The sequence below is a fragment of the Pantoea dispersa genome (assembly GCF_014155765.1).
In the GTDB taxonomy this organism is placed as follows: Bacteria; Pseudomonadota; Gammaproteobacteria; order Enterobacterales; family Enterobacteriaceae; genus Pantoea; species Pantoea dispersa.
Genome location: NZ_SCKT01000002.1, coordinates 650,079 through 666,054, shown reverse-complemented (window position 1 = coordinate 666,054; position 15,976 = coordinate 650,079). Strand labels below are relative to the sequence as shown.

General features: G+C 59.0%; 12 protein-coding genes. 8 read left to right on the top strand and 4 right to left on the bottom strand.

Annotated features, from left to right (window positions below):
* Window positions 1-7 precede the first annotated feature (7 nt).
* The 4 genes from H7K56_RS09875 to yfiB all read left to right on the top strand — a co-directional run bounded on the left by H7K56_RS09875 (window position 8) and on the right by yfiB (window position 4,016).
* Window positions 8-1,444 (top strand): 6-phospho-beta-glucosidase, encoded by a 1,437-nt coding sequence (locus H7K56_RS09875; RefSeq protein WP_150360217.1) that lies wholly within the window; start codon window positions 8-10, stop codon window positions 1,442-1,444.
* 322 nt (window positions 1,445-1,766) lie between these two features.
* On the top strand, window positions 1,767-2,330 hold the full coding sequence (gene yfiR / locus H7K56_RS09870) for a regulatory sequestration protein YfiR (protein ID WP_058775074.1): 564 nt from the start codon (window positions 1,767-1,769) through the stop codon (window positions 2,328-2,330).
* Window position 2,331: 1 nt separating this feature from the next.
* Window positions 2,332-3,546: a diguanylate cyclase DgcN/YfiN gene (gene dgcN / locus H7K56_RS09865; protein WP_058770539.1), complete on the top strand. Its 1,215-nt coding sequence runs from the start codon at window positions 2,332-2,334 to the stop codon at window positions 3,544-3,546.
* Window positions 3,543-4,016 (top strand): outer membrane lipoprotein YfiB, encoded by a 474-nt coding sequence (gene yfiB, locus H7K56_RS09860; RefSeq protein ID WP_150360216.1) that lies wholly within the window; start codon window positions 3,543-3,545, stop codon window positions 4,014-4,016. The genes dgcN and yfiB overlap by 4 nt, the downstream gene beginning before the upstream one ends.
* Window positions 4,017-4,024: 8 nt before the next feature.
* On the opposite strand, the gene H7K56_RS09855 is transcribed toward yfiB, so the two are convergent.
* Entirely contained in the window at window positions 4,025-4,981 is a 957-nt protein-coding gene (locus H7K56_RS09855) for an apurinic/apyrimidinic endonuclease family protein (RefSeq protein WP_021509524.1), read from the bottom strand.
* Between the two features lie 105 nt (window positions 4,982-5,086).
* The gene (locus tag H7K56_RS09850) at window positions 5,087-7,117 is read right to left on the bottom strand and encodes a choline transporter (protein ID WP_021509525.1); all 2,031 of its coding nucleotides are present in this window, start codon (window positions 7,115-7,117) and stop codon (window positions 5,087-5,089) included.
* Between the two features lie 241 nt (window positions 7,118-7,358).
* On the opposite strand from H7K56_RS09850, the gene betI reads away from it, so the two are divergent.
* The 3 genes from betI to betA are packed head-to-tail and all read left to right on the top strand — an operon-like array spanning window position 7,359 to window position 11,146.
* Window positions 7,359-7,955: a transcriptional regulator BetI gene (gene betI / locus H7K56_RS09845; protein ID WP_058758824.1), complete on the top strand. Its 597-nt coding sequence runs from the start codon at window positions 7,359-7,361 to the stop codon at window positions 7,953-7,955.
* Between the two features lie 13 nt (window positions 7,956-7,968).
* The gene (betB, locus tag H7K56_RS09840; protein ID WP_150360215.1) at window positions 7,969-9,441 is read left to right on the top strand and encodes a betaine-aldehyde dehydrogenase; all 1,473 of its coding nucleotides are present in this window, start codon (window positions 7,969-7,971) and stop codon (window positions 9,439-9,441) included.
* 25 nt (window positions 9,442-9,466) lie between these two features.
* Entirely contained in the window at window positions 9,467-11,146 is a 1,680-nt protein-coding gene (gene betA, locus H7K56_RS09835) for a choline dehydrogenase (protein ID WP_021509528.1), read from the top strand.
* A 173-nt stretch (window positions 11,147-11,319) separates the two neighbouring features.
* Here betA and H7K56_RS09830 read toward each other — a convergent pair whose 3' ends face one another.
* Window positions 11,320-12,237, bottom strand: coding sequence for a LysR family transcriptional regulator (locus tag H7K56_RS09830; RefSeq protein WP_150360214.1), 918 nt, complete (start codon window positions 12,235-12,237; stop codon window positions 11,320-11,322).
* A 99-nt stretch (window positions 12,238-12,336) separates the two neighbouring features.
* On the opposite strand from H7K56_RS09830, the gene aptA reads away from it, so the two are divergent.
* A complete protein-coding gene (gene aptA, locus H7K56_RS09825) occupies window positions 12,337-13,668 on the top strand; it encodes an omega-aminotransferase AptA (RefSeq protein ID WP_150360213.1) in 1,332 nt (443 codons plus the stop codon).
* Here the strand turns inward: aptA and H7K56_RS09820 are convergent.
* Window positions 13,661-15,973, bottom strand: a complete 2,313-nt coding sequence (locus H7K56_RS09820) for a molybdopterin-dependent oxidoreductase (RefSeq protein WP_150360343.1) — start codon at window positions 15,971-15,973, stop codon at window positions 13,661-13,663. The two genes, aptA and H7K56_RS09820, sit on opposite strands and share 8 nt — an antisense overlap.
* Window positions 15,974-15,976: the final 3 nt, after the last annotated feature.

Below are 15,976 nucleotides of genomic sequence, written 5' to 3'. Positions count from 1 at the left end.
GTGAGTGATGTCTGAAGTGACATTTCCTGCGGGATTTTTATGGGGCGGCGCATTAGCCGCCAACCAGTCAGAGGGGAGTTATCGCGCCGGCGGTAAAGGCTTAACCACGGTGGATATGATTCCACACGGCGAGCATCGCATGGCGGTTAAGCTGGGACTGGAGCCGCGCTTTACGCTGCGCGACGATGAGTTCTATCCGAGCCACGACGCCATCGATTTTTATCACCGCTATAAAGAAGATATCGCCCTGATGGCGGAGATGGGCTTCACGGTGTTTCGCACCTCCATTGCCTGGAGCCGCATTTATCCCAACGGCGATGAGCTGACGCCGAACGCGGCAGGTATCGCCTTCTATCGCAGCGTATTTGAGGAGTGCCGCAAATACGGCATCGAACCGCTGGTCACGCTGTGTCACTTCGATGTGCCAATGCATCTGGTCACCGAATACGGCTCGTGGCGCAACCGTAAAATGATCGATTTCTTCGCCCGCTACGCCCGCACCTGCTTCGAAGCGTTTGATGGTCTGGTGAAGTACTGGCTGACCTTCAATGAGATCAATATCCTGTTGCACAGCCCGTTCTCCGGTGCCGGTCTGGTGTTCGCGCCGGATGAACATCACGAACAGGTGAAATATCAGGCAGCGCATCATGAGCTGGTCGCCAGCGCGCTGGTAACCAAAATCGCCCATGAGATCAATCCGCAGAATCAGATTGGCTGCATGCTGGCCGGCGGCAACTTCTATCCGTGGTCCTGCAAGCCGGAAGATGTGTGGGCCGCGTTACAGAAAGATCGCGAGAACTTATTCTTTATCGATGTCCAGGCGCGCGGCGCTTATCCCGCTTATGCCGCCCGGGTATTTCGCGAGAAAGGCGTGGAGATTGTCATGGCGGAAGGCGATGACGAACTGCTGCGCCACACCGTCGATTTCATCTCCTTCAGCTATTACGCCTCGCGCTGCGCGTCGGCAGAGATGAATGAACAGAACAGCAGCGCCGCCAACGTGGTGAAGTCGCTGACCAATCCGCATCTGGCGCGCAGCGCCTGGGGCTGGGGCATTGATCCCCTTGGCCTGCGCATCACCATGAATATGATGTACGACCGCTATCAGAAGCCGCTGTTTCTGGTGGAAAACGGTCTCGGCGCGCACGATGAAATCAATGCCAGCGGGGAAATTGCAGACGATTACCGCATCAGCTACCTGCAACAGCACATTCGCGCCATGGGTGAAGCAATTGCTGACGGCGTGCCGGTGATGGGCTACACCACCTGGGGCTGCATCGATCTGGTCGCGGCGTCGACCGGTGAAATGAGTAAACGCTACGGATTTGTCTATGTCGATCGCGACGACCACGGCAACGGCACGCTCAACCGGCTGCGCAAAAAATCCTTCTGGTGGTATCAGCGGGTCATTGCCAGCAACGGCCGGGATTTGGATTTTAATTAAAAAAATGCGGTGAATGGCGCTGAATGATTGTTCAATTCAGGGCCATTGCGCCACAAAGGGAATATCCGGCGTCGCCGGACAATTCATTTTGCGAAAAATCGCGCCGCTGCGCTAATTTTGCTGCGGGAATATCCGGCAGAAGTCAGCCTTAATACGCTTATTCTGCTGCGTTTTTATTCATTACTCTTTTAACTCTCTATTTAAATCCGGTCCTGACGAATTTATTCTAACCTGCCTGATCGCGGTATCAGCGCCTGTACGGCGGTACTCTTTTGTACAGCGCGATGGTACTATTTCCCGGTTGCTGTTCAGAGATAGCGCTATGTTACAACTACAATTAAAGGTGAAGGGCGACAGCCAGCTGCTCTATTTATTGCAGGGCTTACGCGCATTTCTTCCCGTATTTTCTCTCATTTATCTCCTCTGTTTTCCTGCTGCTCAGGCGGCAAACAGTGCGGTTCAGCGTGACGATCAGGCTAACCGCATCGTCAGCGGCATCATCAGCTTTAGCCACTGGCCACAGTTAACACAGCCGCCACAGCTGTGCGTATTCGCGTCAGCACAGCACCTTGCGCAGCCTCAGGGCCCGACGCCGTTCAGCGTGGTGTGGATTAACCAGACCAGTGAACTCAGCCGCCAGCGCTGCGATGCCATTTACTTCGGCGATCAGACGCCGCAGCAGCAAACTGAACTGCTGGCGATGCTACAGGGTAAAGCCGTCCTGTCCATCGCGGAAAACAACCCGGACTGTGCGGTTGGCGCGGCCTTTTGTCTGATCTTTAACCGCGATCACACCGCATTTTCCGTCAACCTTGACTCGCTGGCGCGCAGCGGTGTCAGAGTGAGCCCGGACGTGTTGTTGCTGTCCCGCAAAGGAAGCAAATAAGATGAAGTTTGATAGCATAAAAAAAGATAAATCATCGATTCGCAATAAGTTGCGTCGTATCAGCACCGTCAATGCCGCCGTGATATTACTGCTGTGCTGGCTGCTGCTGACATCGACGTCTTTACTGTTTATTAAACGCTATGAGAAAAGAAACCTCGAACTCATTGCCGCCACACTCAGCACCAGCCTGACCGCCGCGACGGTATTTGAAGACAGCTATGATGCCCGCAACAAAATAGCCCTGCTCGGCAATGAAGGGATGTTTGCCTCCGCGAAGCTGGTCACGGCGGGCAATACCGTACTGGTGGACTGGCACGATCGCCAGCAAGAGAGCGGCTGGTATGAAACGCTACTGCGTCGCTGGATTTATCAGCAGCCGCTGGCGGTGGAAATTAATCACGCCGAAACCCAGGTCGGCCATTTAATGCTGGCTGGCACCGTCAGCGGTGCGGCCGATTTTATTCGCTATTCGGTGATGATTTTATCCATCGGTATGCTGTGCGTGCTGGTGATTTCCTGCCTGCTGAGTGAATTTCTGCATCGCGGTATTCTGCGCTCGCTGCGCAATATCACCAGCGCCATCCATTACGTGATTCGCTCTGGCGATTTCTCGACGCGCGTACCGCAAAATCCGACCAAAGAGTTTCAGCTGTTTTCTGAAGATCTCAACTCGCTGCTGAGTGAAATGCAGACGCTAAAAGCCTCGCTGCTGCGCGATAACCGTTCACTGGCGGCCAAAGCGCTGGAGGATCCATTAACCGGACTGGCCAACCGCTCGGCGTTTGTTGGCCGCCTGTCGCAGCTGCTGGATCAGCAGCTGGCGCATGAGAATTTTGTGCTGCTGTTTCTCGACGGCGATCGCTTCAAGAGCATTAACGACAACTGGGGCCATGCCGCCGGTGATGAAGTATTGAAGGCCATCGCGGCGCGCCTCAGCGCGCTGGCGTATCAGGACGATCTGGTGGCGCGGCTGGGCGGTGACGAGTTTGCCATGCTGATCACCAGCCGCACCTCAGAAGCCGATCTGCAGCAGCTGACGGAAGATATTCGTACCGCAATCGCGCAATCGATTGTGATTTCGGAAGGCACGCAGATCACCACATCGGTGACCATCGGCTACGCCTGGTCGCAGCATGGCGATTCGGTGGCGTCGATTCTGGAACGCGCCGATATGCACATGTATAAAAACAAAGGAATGAGTAAGGTACGCGTATGAAACTGAAATCATGTTTGCTGGTTATGGTGCTGGCCTGTGTCGGCTGTCAGTCAACCGGGCGTTTTAGCGACGCGCAGATTAAAGCGATGCGCGACGCCGGCTTCAGCGAAAACACCGAAGGCTGGGGACTGGGCCTGTCCGATAAGATCCTGTTTGGCATTAATGAATCTGACCTGACGCCCGCCAGCAAAGCCAGCATTGCGCAGATGGCGAAAAGCCTGGCCGCTACCGGCATCGAACATCTGCGCGTTGACGGCCACACCGATAACTACGGCAAAGCGGATTACAACCAGCAGCTGTCGCTGAAACGCGCCAACGCGGTGGCCGATCAGTGGGCCACCGGCGCGGCGATTCCACGGCAAAACATCGTGACGCGCGGGCTGGGCATGAGCGCGCCGGTCGCCAGCAATAACACTGCGCAGGGCCGGGCGCAAAATCGCCGCGTCGCCATTGTGATCACGGCACCGTAAGCGGTTAATCAGCGCGTCTGCGCATAGTCATACAGGCGATCGCGCGCGAGGTTCTTCATTTTGACTTCGCACATGATGTCGAAGCGATCAAACGACAGCGCCCAGTCATTCAGCGTCTGGTTGAAATAGTAGTCAGAATGGGCGCGCAGCTTCGGCTTTGAGGCGGCGAGTTGCTCCTGATCGGGAAAGCCGCTCTCCGGAATCAGCCCTTCCTGGGCGATCGAATAGTGCAGCACCGGCCGCACGCCGCGCCACGACTCCAGAATCAGCGCCACGCGTTCATCGCTGGCCTGAATAAACTGATTCTCTTTCACCCAGTGATGGTGAATATCCAGCACCACCGGACACAGCGCACGCGCCTGCAAGACGTCATCCAGCGAGCAGGAAATTTCGTCATTTTCCACCGTCAGCATGTTGCGGGCTTCCGGGCTGAGGCGCATAAACGCCGCGCGAAAACCCTCTATACCGCGTTTGCCGTTCATGTGGATGTTGATTTTGAAATCCTGAAACTGCCTGCCGTAGCCCATCAGTACCGCGCACAGCGTGTGGTACTCGACATCCTCCAGCGCCCGATCCACCACGTCATCATTATCCGAAGCCAGCACCGTATACTGGCCGGGATGGAACGACAGGCGAATGTTGTGCGCGCGGGCCAATTCGCCGCAGCGGCTAAACAGCGGCTGCAGCTCGGGCAGAATATCGCCATACAGTTCAGTGGCCAGCGGCACGGTGTACAGCGGCAGCAGATCGCTGCCGATGCGCATCATGCGCAACGCATCCGGCTGCTGCGCCAGCTGTTCCAGCGTCAGAGAGAGGTTCTGCAGGTTATTTTGTGCCAGTGTCAGCAGCAGCGTGGCCGCCGCGTTACGCTCCATAGCGAGAAAGCGTGTGCGGGTGGTGGTTTTAAATGGAAAGGGCTGTTTAGCCTCAGAATCAAAGTACTTACACGCAAAACCCAATTTCATTATGTTCCCCTTCAGGTCAGCTAGTGAGTCTAGCTGCCGCTGGCAATTATGCGAGGAACGCCGCGTGATTAAACGGGCAGCCGCCTTGCACGGCTGCCCGCACTGTTACACGCTCGGGTAAGTGATATTGCTGCCCGGCGCTTCACGATGCAGATGGATAAAGTTCAGGTGACGCTCGTACTGATCGAGAATGTCAATGATCACCTGCTCCTTGTTGTAGTCCATCAGATCGTTACCCTGACTGCCCTCCAGCAGGAAGGTTTCCAGCCGGTAATAGTGCGACTTACCGCTGCGGGCGCGATAGGTAAAGCCCGGCACCGAGTACTGCTGCGGCCACACCTGATAGACGAAATCCTGCTCCTCGCCGAGGTGCACGCGCAGATCAAGGTAGCCCAGCGGCTGGCCCTCTTCCGGCGCAACGCTCTCCAGCGATACGCGACCGCCGCGCAGCTCCAGCTCTTTGGCGACATCCTGCATCGCCGGATAGATCACCGTTTCCATCATCTGCTGGGTATAGCGCGTGCCCGGGTAGTTCATCAGGCGCGACAGCCGCTTTTTCCAGCTCAGACGGTCATTGCTAGCCGGAATATAGGGCGCGGTATCACGGCTGGCGCTGGCGCGGCGGTGATCTTCCACTTTGAGTGATTTATACAGCCCGGCCATCACAAAGAAAATCACGAAGCTGAACGGCAGGCCCATGATCACCGTGGTGTTTTGCAGCGCAGAGATGCCGTTGGTCATCAGCATGCCCATGGTCAGCACGCCAATCGCCACCGACCAGAAAATGCGCAGCCAGTTTGGCGCATCGCTGTTGATGTCTTTCAGCTTCGAGGTGAAGTTCCCCAGCACCAGCGAGCCGGAATCCGCCGAGGTAACATAAAACAGCATGCCGGTAATGGTGGCGACCGAGGCGCTGAACTTAAACGCCGGATACTGCGCCAGCAGGCTGTAGAAACCGCGCTCGGCATGCGCCATCACTTCCTGGGCAAAACCGGCATCGCCGTGGATGATCTCGTACAGCGCCGCGTTACCGAACACCGACAGCCACAGCAGCGTGAAGGTGAACGGGATAATCAGCGTGCCGAGCACAAACTCACGGATGGTGCGGCCACGGGAAATACGGGCGAGGAACAGGCCGACAAACGGCGACCACGCCACCCACCACGCCCAGAAAAACAGCGTCCAGCTGTTCATCCACTGCGTCGGACGATCAAACGCAAAGGTGTTGAGCGTCATGCCCATAAAGCGGTTGATGTAATCACCGACGTTCAGCACCAGCGCGTTGAGCAGGAAATCCGTCTTGCCCATAAACAGCACAAACAGAATCAGACCAAGCGCCAGCGCGACATTCAGCTCCGACAGGATGCGGATGCCTTTATCCACGCCCGAGGTCACCGAAATGGTGGCAATCACCACCGACAGTACAATCAGCGCCATCTGCGCCGTCAGCCCTTCCGGCACATCAAATAACACTTTCAGCCCGTAGTTGAGCTGTACCACGCCGATACCCAGCGTGGTGGCGATACCAAAAATGGTACCGATCACCGCCGCGATATCCACCGTGTGGCCAATCGGGCCGTTAATACGTTTGCCAAAAATCGGATAGAGCGCCGAGCGAATGGTGAGCGGCAGATTATAGCGGTAGCTGAAGTAGCCGAGCGCGATGCCCATCAGCGCATACATCGACCAGCCGGTCAGACCGTAGTGGAACAGCGTCCACACCATCGCCTGACGCGCCGCTTCCAGAGTCTGCCCGGCCCCTTCCGGCGGCTGCATATACTGCGTGACCGGTTCCGCCACCGAGAAGAACATCAAATCGATGCCGATGCCGGCGGCAAACAGCATCGCCGACCAGCTCAGCAGACTAAATTCGGGTTTGGACTGCTCCGGGCCCAGCTTGATGGCGCCGTAGCGTGAACAGGCCATATAGATGACAAAGACGATATACAGCGTGGCGGCCAGCATGTAGTACCAGCCAAAAGTGGACGATACCCAGTTGACGGCGCTCTGGATCCAGCCGGCAGCGAGATCGCTGTACAAAATGGTGACAAGTGAAAATGTCAGAATCAGTCCGGCAGAGGTGTAAAACACCACGGGATTGATTCTGTCTTTTTCACTGGCAGGTGGATTAATCATCGGTTACCTCTGGTTAATTTCCTGTAATTATTCAATGAAGTAGCAGGGCCGTAGCGATCAGCCTTATCGGTATCGTTCTCCTGTTTTCCCTCCTGATTGTTCGGCACGGTTCAGTATTCACCTTCCCGTTGCGCTTTCATAACAACCGAAGCACAGTATCCTAACAAGTTTCTTTTTTATATTGAACGTGCAATCAAAAAAAGTTTTAATAGGGGTCTTACATTGTGGTGGAGCTGGAGTCATGCCAAAGGTGGGAATGCAGCCGATACGTCGTCGGCAACTGATTGATGCGACCCTGAGTACCATTAACGAAGTCGGGATCAATGACGCGACCATTGCGCAGATTGCGCGGCGCGCCGGCGTCTCGACCGGCATCATCAGCCACTACTTCAAAGACAAAAACGGTTTGCTGGAAGCCACCATGCGCGACGTGACGCGTCAGCTGCGTGATGCGGTGGCGGCACGACTGAAACCGCTGGCGGGAGCCGGCACCGAAGCGCGCCTGCTGGCGATTGTCGAAGGTAACTTCGACGACACCCAGGTGCACAGCGCAGCGATGAAAGCGTGGCTGGACTTCTGGGCCAGCAGCATGCATCAGCCGCAGCTGGGTCGCCTGGAACGCGTCAGCAGCCGTCGCCTGTTTTCTACGCTCGCTGCCGAGTTTCGCCGCGAGCTGCCGCGTGAGCAGGCGCGGCTGGCCGCGCACGGTCTGGCCTCGCTGATTGATGGCCTGTGGCTGCGCGCTGCGCTGAGCGGCAAACCGTTTGATCTGGCGATTGCCAGAACGCTCACCACCCAATTCATTCGCCAGCAGCTGGCTGGTGCCGCGAATCACTGAGGAAGGAGCAACCATGTCCCGATTCACCGAGCAGCATTTATACATTGATGGTCAATACGTTGCCGCAGCAGCGGGCGACACATTCCAGACCATCAACCCGGCCAATGGCGAAGTGCTGGCCGAGGTCCATGAAGCCGCGCAGGCGGATGTCGATCGCGCGGTCGCCGCCGCGCAAAAAGGCCAGAAAATCTGGGCGGCCATGACGGCGATGGAGCGGTCACGCATCCTGCGCCGTGCGGTGGATATCCTGCGCGAGCGTAACGATGAGCTGGCGGCGCTGGAAACCCTCGACACCGGTAAACCGCTGAGTGAAACCCAGGCGGTGGACATTGTTACCGGTGCCGATGTGCTGGAGTACTACGCTGGCCTGATCCCGGCGCTGGAAGGCCAGCAGATCCCGCTGCGTGATACCTCCTTCGTCTATACGCGCCGCGAACCGCTTGGCGTGGTCGCCGGTATTGGCGCATGGAACTATCCGATTCAGATCGCGCTGTGGAAATCCGCACCGGCGCTGGCGGCCGGTAACGCGATGATCTTTAAACCCAGCGAAGTGACGCCGCTGAGCGCGCTGAAGCTGGCAGAAATCTACAGCGAAGCCGGCGTACCGGATGGCGTGTTCAATGTGCTGAACGGGCGCGGCGCGGTGACCGGTCAGCTGCTGACCGACCATCCGGGCATCGACAAAATCTCTTTCACCGGTGGCGTGGCCAGCGGCAAAAAAGTGATGGCCAACGCGGCCGGCTCCACGCTGAAAGAGGTGACCATGGAGCTGGGCGGCAAATCTCCGCTGATCGTGTTTGACGACGCCGACCTCGATCTCGCCGCCGACATCGCCATGATGGCGAACTTCTACAGCTCCGGCCAGGTGTGCACCAACGGCACGCGCGTGTTTGTGCCGACGGCATTGCAGCAGGCGTTTGAAGCAAAAATCGCTGAACGCGTGGCGCGCATCAAAGCTGGCGATGTCAACGATCCGGCCACCAACTTCGGCCCGCTGGTCAGCTTCCCGCACCGTGACAATGTGTTGCGCTATATCGAATCCGGCATCAGCGAAGGCGCGCGCCTGCTGTGCGGCGGTAAACGCATGAGCGGCGCGGCGTTTGATAACGGTGCCTGGGTAGAACCGACCGTGTTCACCGATTGCCGTGATGAGATGACCATCGTACGCGAAGAGATTTTCGGACCGGTGATGTCGATCCTGACCTACGACAGCGAGCAAGAAGTGGTGCGCCGCGCCAATGCCACCGAATACGGCCTGGCGGCGGGTCTGGTCACCCGGGATCTCAATCGCGCGCACCGCGTCATTCACCAGATTGAAGCGGGCATTTGCTGGATCAACACCTGGGGTGAATCCGCCGCTGAAATGCCGGTGGGCGGTTACAAGCACTCCGGTATCGGCCGCGAGAATGGCCTGATGACGCTGCAGAGCTACACCCAGGTGAAGTCTGTGCAGGTCGAACTGACCCGTTTTCAGTCGGTATTTTAATCAAGCTTAACCTGAGGAGCGACTAATGGAATTTGATTACATCATTATCGGAGCCGGATCCGCAGGGAACGTTTTGGCAACAAGACTGACCGAAGACAGCAGCGTGAACGTCCTGCTGCTGGAGGCCGGCGGTCCCGATTACCGCTTTGATTTCCGCACGCAAATGCCGGCGGCGCTGGCCTGGCCGTTACAGGGCAAACGCTACAACTGGGCGTACGAAACCGAGCCTGAGCCACACATGAATAACCGCCGCATGGAGTGCGGACGCGGTAAAGGGCTGGGCGGTTCGTCGCTGATCAACGGCATGTGCTACATCCGTGGTAACGCCATGGATCTGGACAACTGGGCGCAGCAGCCGGGTCTGGAAAACTGGACTTACCGCGACTGCCTGCCCTACTACCGCAAGTCGGAAACGCGCGATATCGGTGCTAATGATTATCACGGTGGCGAAGGCCCGGTGAGCATCACTACCTGTAAGCCTGGCAACAACCCGCTGTTCGCCGCGATGATTGAAGCCGGCGTGCAGGCGGGCTATCCGCGCACCGACGATCTCAACGGTTATCAGCAGGAAGGATTTGGTCCGATGGACCGTTTCGTGACGCCGCAGGGCCGCCGCTCCAGCACCGCGCGCGGTTACCTGGATACGGCAAAACAGCGTCCGAACCTGAAAATCATCACCCACGCCACCACCGATCGTATTCTGTTCGAGGGCAAACGCGCGGTCGGCGTGCAGTATCTGCACGGCGCCAGCGATACGTCGCACACCGTGCATGCGCGGCGTGAAGTGCTGCTGTGCGCAGGTGCTATCGCCTCGCCGCAGATTCTGCAGCGCTCCGGCGTTGGCGCGGCGGCATTGCTGAAGCAGCACGACATCCCGCTGGTGCATGATCTGCCGGGCGTCGGTGAAAACCTGCAGGATCATCTGGAGATGTACCTGCAGTACGAGTGCAAAGAGCCGGTATCGCTCTATCCGGCCCTGAAGTGGTGGAACCAGCCGAAAATCGGTGCCGAGTGGCTGTTCAAAGGCACCGGTATCGGCGCCAGCAACCAGTTTGAGGGCGGTGGCTTTATCCGCAGCCGGGAAGAGTTTGCCTGGCCCAACATTCAGTACCACTTCCTGCCGGTGGCGATTAACTACAACGGCTCGAATGCGGTAGAAGCGCATGGCTTCCAGTGTCACGTCGGTTCGATGCGTTCGCCAAGCCGCGGTCACGTGCGCATTAAGTCGCGCGATCCGCGCCGTCATCCGGCGATTCTGTTTAACTACATGGCGCACGAGCAGGACTGGCATGAGTTCCGCGATGCCATCCGCATCACGCGGCAAATCATCAACCAGCCGGCGCTGGATAAGTATCGCGGCAAAGAGATCAGTCCGGGGCTGGAGTGCCAGAGCGACGAGCAGCTGGATGAGTTTGTGCGCAACCATGCTGAGACCGCTTACCATCCGTGCGGCACCTGTAAAATGGGCAGCGATGAGATGGCGGTTGTGGATGGCGAAGGTCGCGTACACGGCCTGCAGGGGCTGCGCGTGGTCGACGCCTCAATTATGCCGCTGATCATCACCGGTAACCTGAATGCCACCACCATCATGATTGGCGAGAAGATCGCCGACAACATTCGTGGCCGCCAGCCGCTGCCGCGCAGCGAAGCGGACTACTTCGTGGCGGGCGATCGCCCGGTACGCGGCGAACCGCTGCGCGCATAAAGCAGTGATATCTCAGGGGAGAACGCATGGTTCTCCCCTTTTTTTCGCCCTCTTCTCTCTCGTCACCCCGCCTGCCATCAAGGCCTGTCAGACTTTACGCCGCACGGTGCTGGCGTCCGGATTGATGTAGCACACTAACAGTATGTTGTAACTAGATAGCCTAAACGCCTCCGCTAAGCGCCGGGCTCGTCCAGCGCCAGCGCCTGCAAAAAGCGTTGCAGGATGGCGTTGTGACGCGAGCCCTGGCGCGTAACGAGCGCGATTTGACTGTGGTAATGGAACTGCTGCGGCGCGAGGGCGCGCATCTGCTTTTTCTCCACCCACTGCGCGGCGTAGTGGTCCGGCAGGAAACCGATATAGCGCCCGGTGAGAATGAGAAATGCGATCCCTTCGCGATCGGAAGCGGTGGCGCTACAGTTCAGCTGCTGGTGCAGCGCAATCGCCTCCGCCGGCATGCGAAACAGCGGCGCTATCGCGTCGCAGGCCGCCAGCGCGTGGTGTTCCGGCCGCTCCGCCTGGTTAAACAGCGGGTGCGCGTGGCTGCAATAGAGCTGCGCATGTTCATCATACAGCTGTGCGTACGCCAGCCCGGAGACCGGTGCCGCCATCGGCAGCGCACCCATGTGCAGGCGCCCTTCCAGCAGACCCCGCTCGATGTCCGCTGCGGTTAACATACTGATGTTGATACGAATCCCTGCCCCGCTCTCCCGCAGCGCCGCCAGTGCATGGGTGAGACGCATGCGCGGCTGCGTCACCAGATTATTGATGATGCCGATGTTGAACTCCCCGCGCAGCTGCTGATGCATCTGGTTCACCTGCTGGCGAAAATCTTCCACCGCCGCCATCATGGTCTCACTGTGTCGTAAAATTTCACGCCCTTCCTCAGTGAGCGCAAACCCGGCGCGACCGCGCTGGCACAGGCGCATGCCCAGCCGTTTTTCCAGATCGCTCATGTGCAGGCTGATGGCCGAGCGCGTAATGCCGAGCAGGCTTTCGGCGGCGGAAAAGCTGCCGCACTCGCTGACGGTTTTGAAAACGCGCAGCAGTCTGAGGTCGAAGTCGGTCACCTGGGCCAGCGTTTTCTTTTTCATTCAGGTGAGTAAATCCATAAGTGAAGACAAGTTAATTAGCATTTAACTTAACCGGCGGTGGATTGCAAACTCTGCTTATCACCCGCCGGAGAAAACCCGATGTCACAGCCGATCAATACCGCCGACCTGAATTTACAGGCGCACTGGATGCCGTTCACTGCTAACCGCTATTTTCAGCAGGATCCCCGTTTTATTGTCGCCGCGCACGGCCACTGGCTGACCGATGGCGACGGCCGTCAGATTTTCGATAGTCTGTCCGGTTTATGGACCTGCGGCGCGGGCCACACGCGCCGTGAAATCCAGCAGGCAGTCGCGCAGCAACTCGGTACGCTGGATTACTCGCCGGGCTTTCAGTACGGCCATCCGCTGTCGTTTCAGCTGGCCGAGCGCATCGCCAGCCTGATGCCCGGCAATCTCAACCATGTGTTCTTTACCGGTTCGGGGTCGGAGTCGGCGGATACTGCGGTGAAAATGGCGCGCGCCTGGTGGCGGGCCAAAGGCCAGCCCAATAAAACCCGGCTGATTGGTCGCGCGCGCGGCTATCACGGCGTGAACATCGGCGGCACCAGCCTTGGTGGAATCGGCGGCAACCGTAAGGCCTTTGGTCAGCTGCTGGAGGTTGATCACCTGCCGCATACGCTGCAGCCAGAGCTGGCGTTCACCCCCGGCCAGCCCGCCACGGGCGGCGAGGAGCTGGCGGACGAGATGCTGAAGCTGATTGAACTGCATGATGCTTCGACTATTGCCGCGCTGATTGTCGAACCGCTGTCCGGATCCGCCGGCGCGATTATTCCGCCGCACGGCTACCTGCAGCGCCTGCGTGAGATCTGTACGCAGCACGATATTTTGCTGATTTTTGACGAGGTGATCACCGGCTTTGGCCGCATGGGACGCTGGAGCGGCGCGGAGTATTTTGGCGTCACACCGGATCTGCTCAACTTCGCCAAACAGATTACCAACGGTGCCATTCCGCTGGGCGGCGTGGTGGCCAGCAGCGAAATCTATCACACCTTTATGTCTCAGCCGCTGCCGCAGCACGCGGTTGAGTTTGCGCACGGCTACACCTATTCGGCGCATCCGGTGGCCTGCGCGGCCGCACTGGCGACGCTGGACGTGCTGGAAAACGAGGCGCTGATTAGCCAGTCGGCCGAACTGGCACCGCATTTTGAACGTGCGCTGCACGGGCTGCGCGATTGTCCGCAGGTGGTGGATATCCGCAACTGCGGGCTGGTCGGTGCCATCCAGCTGGCACCCCGTGAAGGTGACGCGACCGTGCGGCCGTTTGAAGCGGGCATGGCGCTGTGGAAAGCCGGCTTTTACGTCCGCTTTGGCGGCGATACGCTGCAGTTCGGCCCAATGTTTGATACCCAGCCGGCCGAACTGGACCGGCTGTTTGATGCGGTAGGCGAAGCCCTGCACGGCCTCAGATAATCTCAGTGCTGTAGCTGACCGGCTGCGGCGGAATAAATGCCTGCACCGGCGTCAGTTCGCCGCGGTATTTGCGCAGCTGCACCACGGTGATTTGTCCGCTACAGCCCTGCGCCAGCGATGAAGTGCCGATATCCAGCGTCAGCACATTCGGATTGCCGTGGCGACACAGCGGTCGCAGCGCGGTGGGATCGACCGGATCGTACCAGGCGCCGGTCGGCAACTGCACCACACCCGGCATAATGCTTTCGGTGACGCGAGCGCTGGCCAGCACGTGACCGCGCTGATTGTACAACTCGATAATGTCGCCGTCGGTAATGCCGCGCGCGGCGGCATCGTGCGGATGCAGGCTGCACACCTCACGTCCTTCGCGTTTGCCGCTCAGGCTGTAGTCACCAAAATCCAGCTGGCTGTGCAGACGCGTGGCCGGCTGATTCGCGATCAACCACAGCGGATGTTCCGCATCCGGCTGCTGCTGCGGCGCGCGCCACACCGGATGGCCGGGGCAATTTTCATAGCCAAAGCTGGCGATGGTGGCGGAAAAGATTTCGATTTTGCCGCTCGGTGTCGGTAGCGGTGCCGCCGCCGGATCGGCCCGAAACGCATTGATCATCCGCCCGCCATCTTTCAGCTGCGGCAGTTCAATCACACCCTGCAGCCAGAACTGGTCGAAGTCAGGAATCGTCACCTGATGCGCGGCCAGTTTTTCCTGCAGCTGCGCATAGTGATGGCGCAGCCAGCCGCGGGCGTCGCGTCCTTCGGTGAATGCCTCTTCACGGCCTAAACGACGCGCCAGTTCAGCAAAAATGGTGTAGTCATCCTGCGCCTGCGCGTAAGGTTGCGCCACCGGCTGCATGGCAAACAGATGACGATCGGTCGGCGCACCGCCGATATCTTCACGCTCCAGCGTCATGGTGGCAGGCAGCACGATATCCGCATGGCGCGCGCTGGCGGTCCACGCGGTCTCGTGCACAATCAGCGTATCCAGCTGGCAAAACGCCTGCCGCAGCCGCGCCAGATCCTGATGATGATGGAACGGATTGCCGCCCGCCCAGTAGGCCAGACGGATGTGCGGATAGGTCAGACGCCGGCCGTTGTAATCAAACTGCGTGCCGGGATGCAGCAGCATATCGGCGATGCGCGCCACCGGAATCAGCCGGTCAATACCGTTCTTACCCTGCGGCAGCGCCGGGAAACTCACCAGATTATGATGCTTACCGTAATGGCCGAGTGCGCCGAGCGCATAGGTGTAGCCACCGCCCGGCAGCCCCGGCTGGCCCAGCGCGGCCGCCAGCACCAGCCCCAGCCATACCGGTTGCTCACCGTGTTCCGCGCGCTGCAACGCGTGCGCCACGGTAACCAGCACGCGCTTGCCGTGCAGCTGGCGGGCAAAATCGGTGATTGTTGCCGCGCTGACGCCACAAATCTCAGCCGCCCACTGTGCGTCGCGCCGCGTACCGTCCTCTTCGCCGCGAATATAGGCGACCATTTGCGGCCAGCCGACGGTGTAACGCGCGAGGAAAGCTTCATCGGTGCGCTGCTCGTCAATCAGCACCGACAGCAGACCGAGAATGAAGGCCGCATCGGTACCAGGACGCAGCGCCAGCCACTCTCCCTGCGCCTCATCGGGCAGATCGCTCTGCAACGGGCTCACCGAAATAAAGCGTGCGCCGCGCTCTGCCGCCTGCTGCATAAAGCCGCGTTCGGTGTGTTCGCTCAGACCACCGCTTGCCACCTGCGAGTTTTTCAGCGCCAGGCCGCCGAACGCCAGCACGATCTCGCTATGCCGGGCGATCTCTTCCCAGCTGACGCCGCGGCGGGCGATCTCATTCATGTCGCCAACGATATGCGGTAACAGCACCGAAGCCGAGCCGGAACTGTAGCTGTTCACCGAGCGCACATAGCCGCCCATCACCGTGTTAAGAAAGCGGTGCACCTGGCTCTGCGCGTGATGAAAACGGCCGGCACTTGACCAGCCATATGAGCCACCAAAAATACCTTCCGGTCCATACGCGTCCCCGACGCGCTGCAATTCGCGCGCCACCAGCGTGTAAGCCTGCTCCCAGCTCACCGCCACATAGTCATCATTGCCGCGACGCGGATCCGCGCCGGGCCCATTTTCCAGCCAGCCACGGCGCACCATCGGTTGCGCCACGCGCGCCGGGTGATGCAGGACATTGTGAAAGTTTTGCAGCAGCGGGCTGGGATCGGGATCGCCGTGAAACGGTTCGATAGTCAGTCGATCGCCCTGCTGGCGGGCAGTAAAAGCACCCCAGTGGGCGCTGTGCATCACCGGTTTTTGCGTCATCAT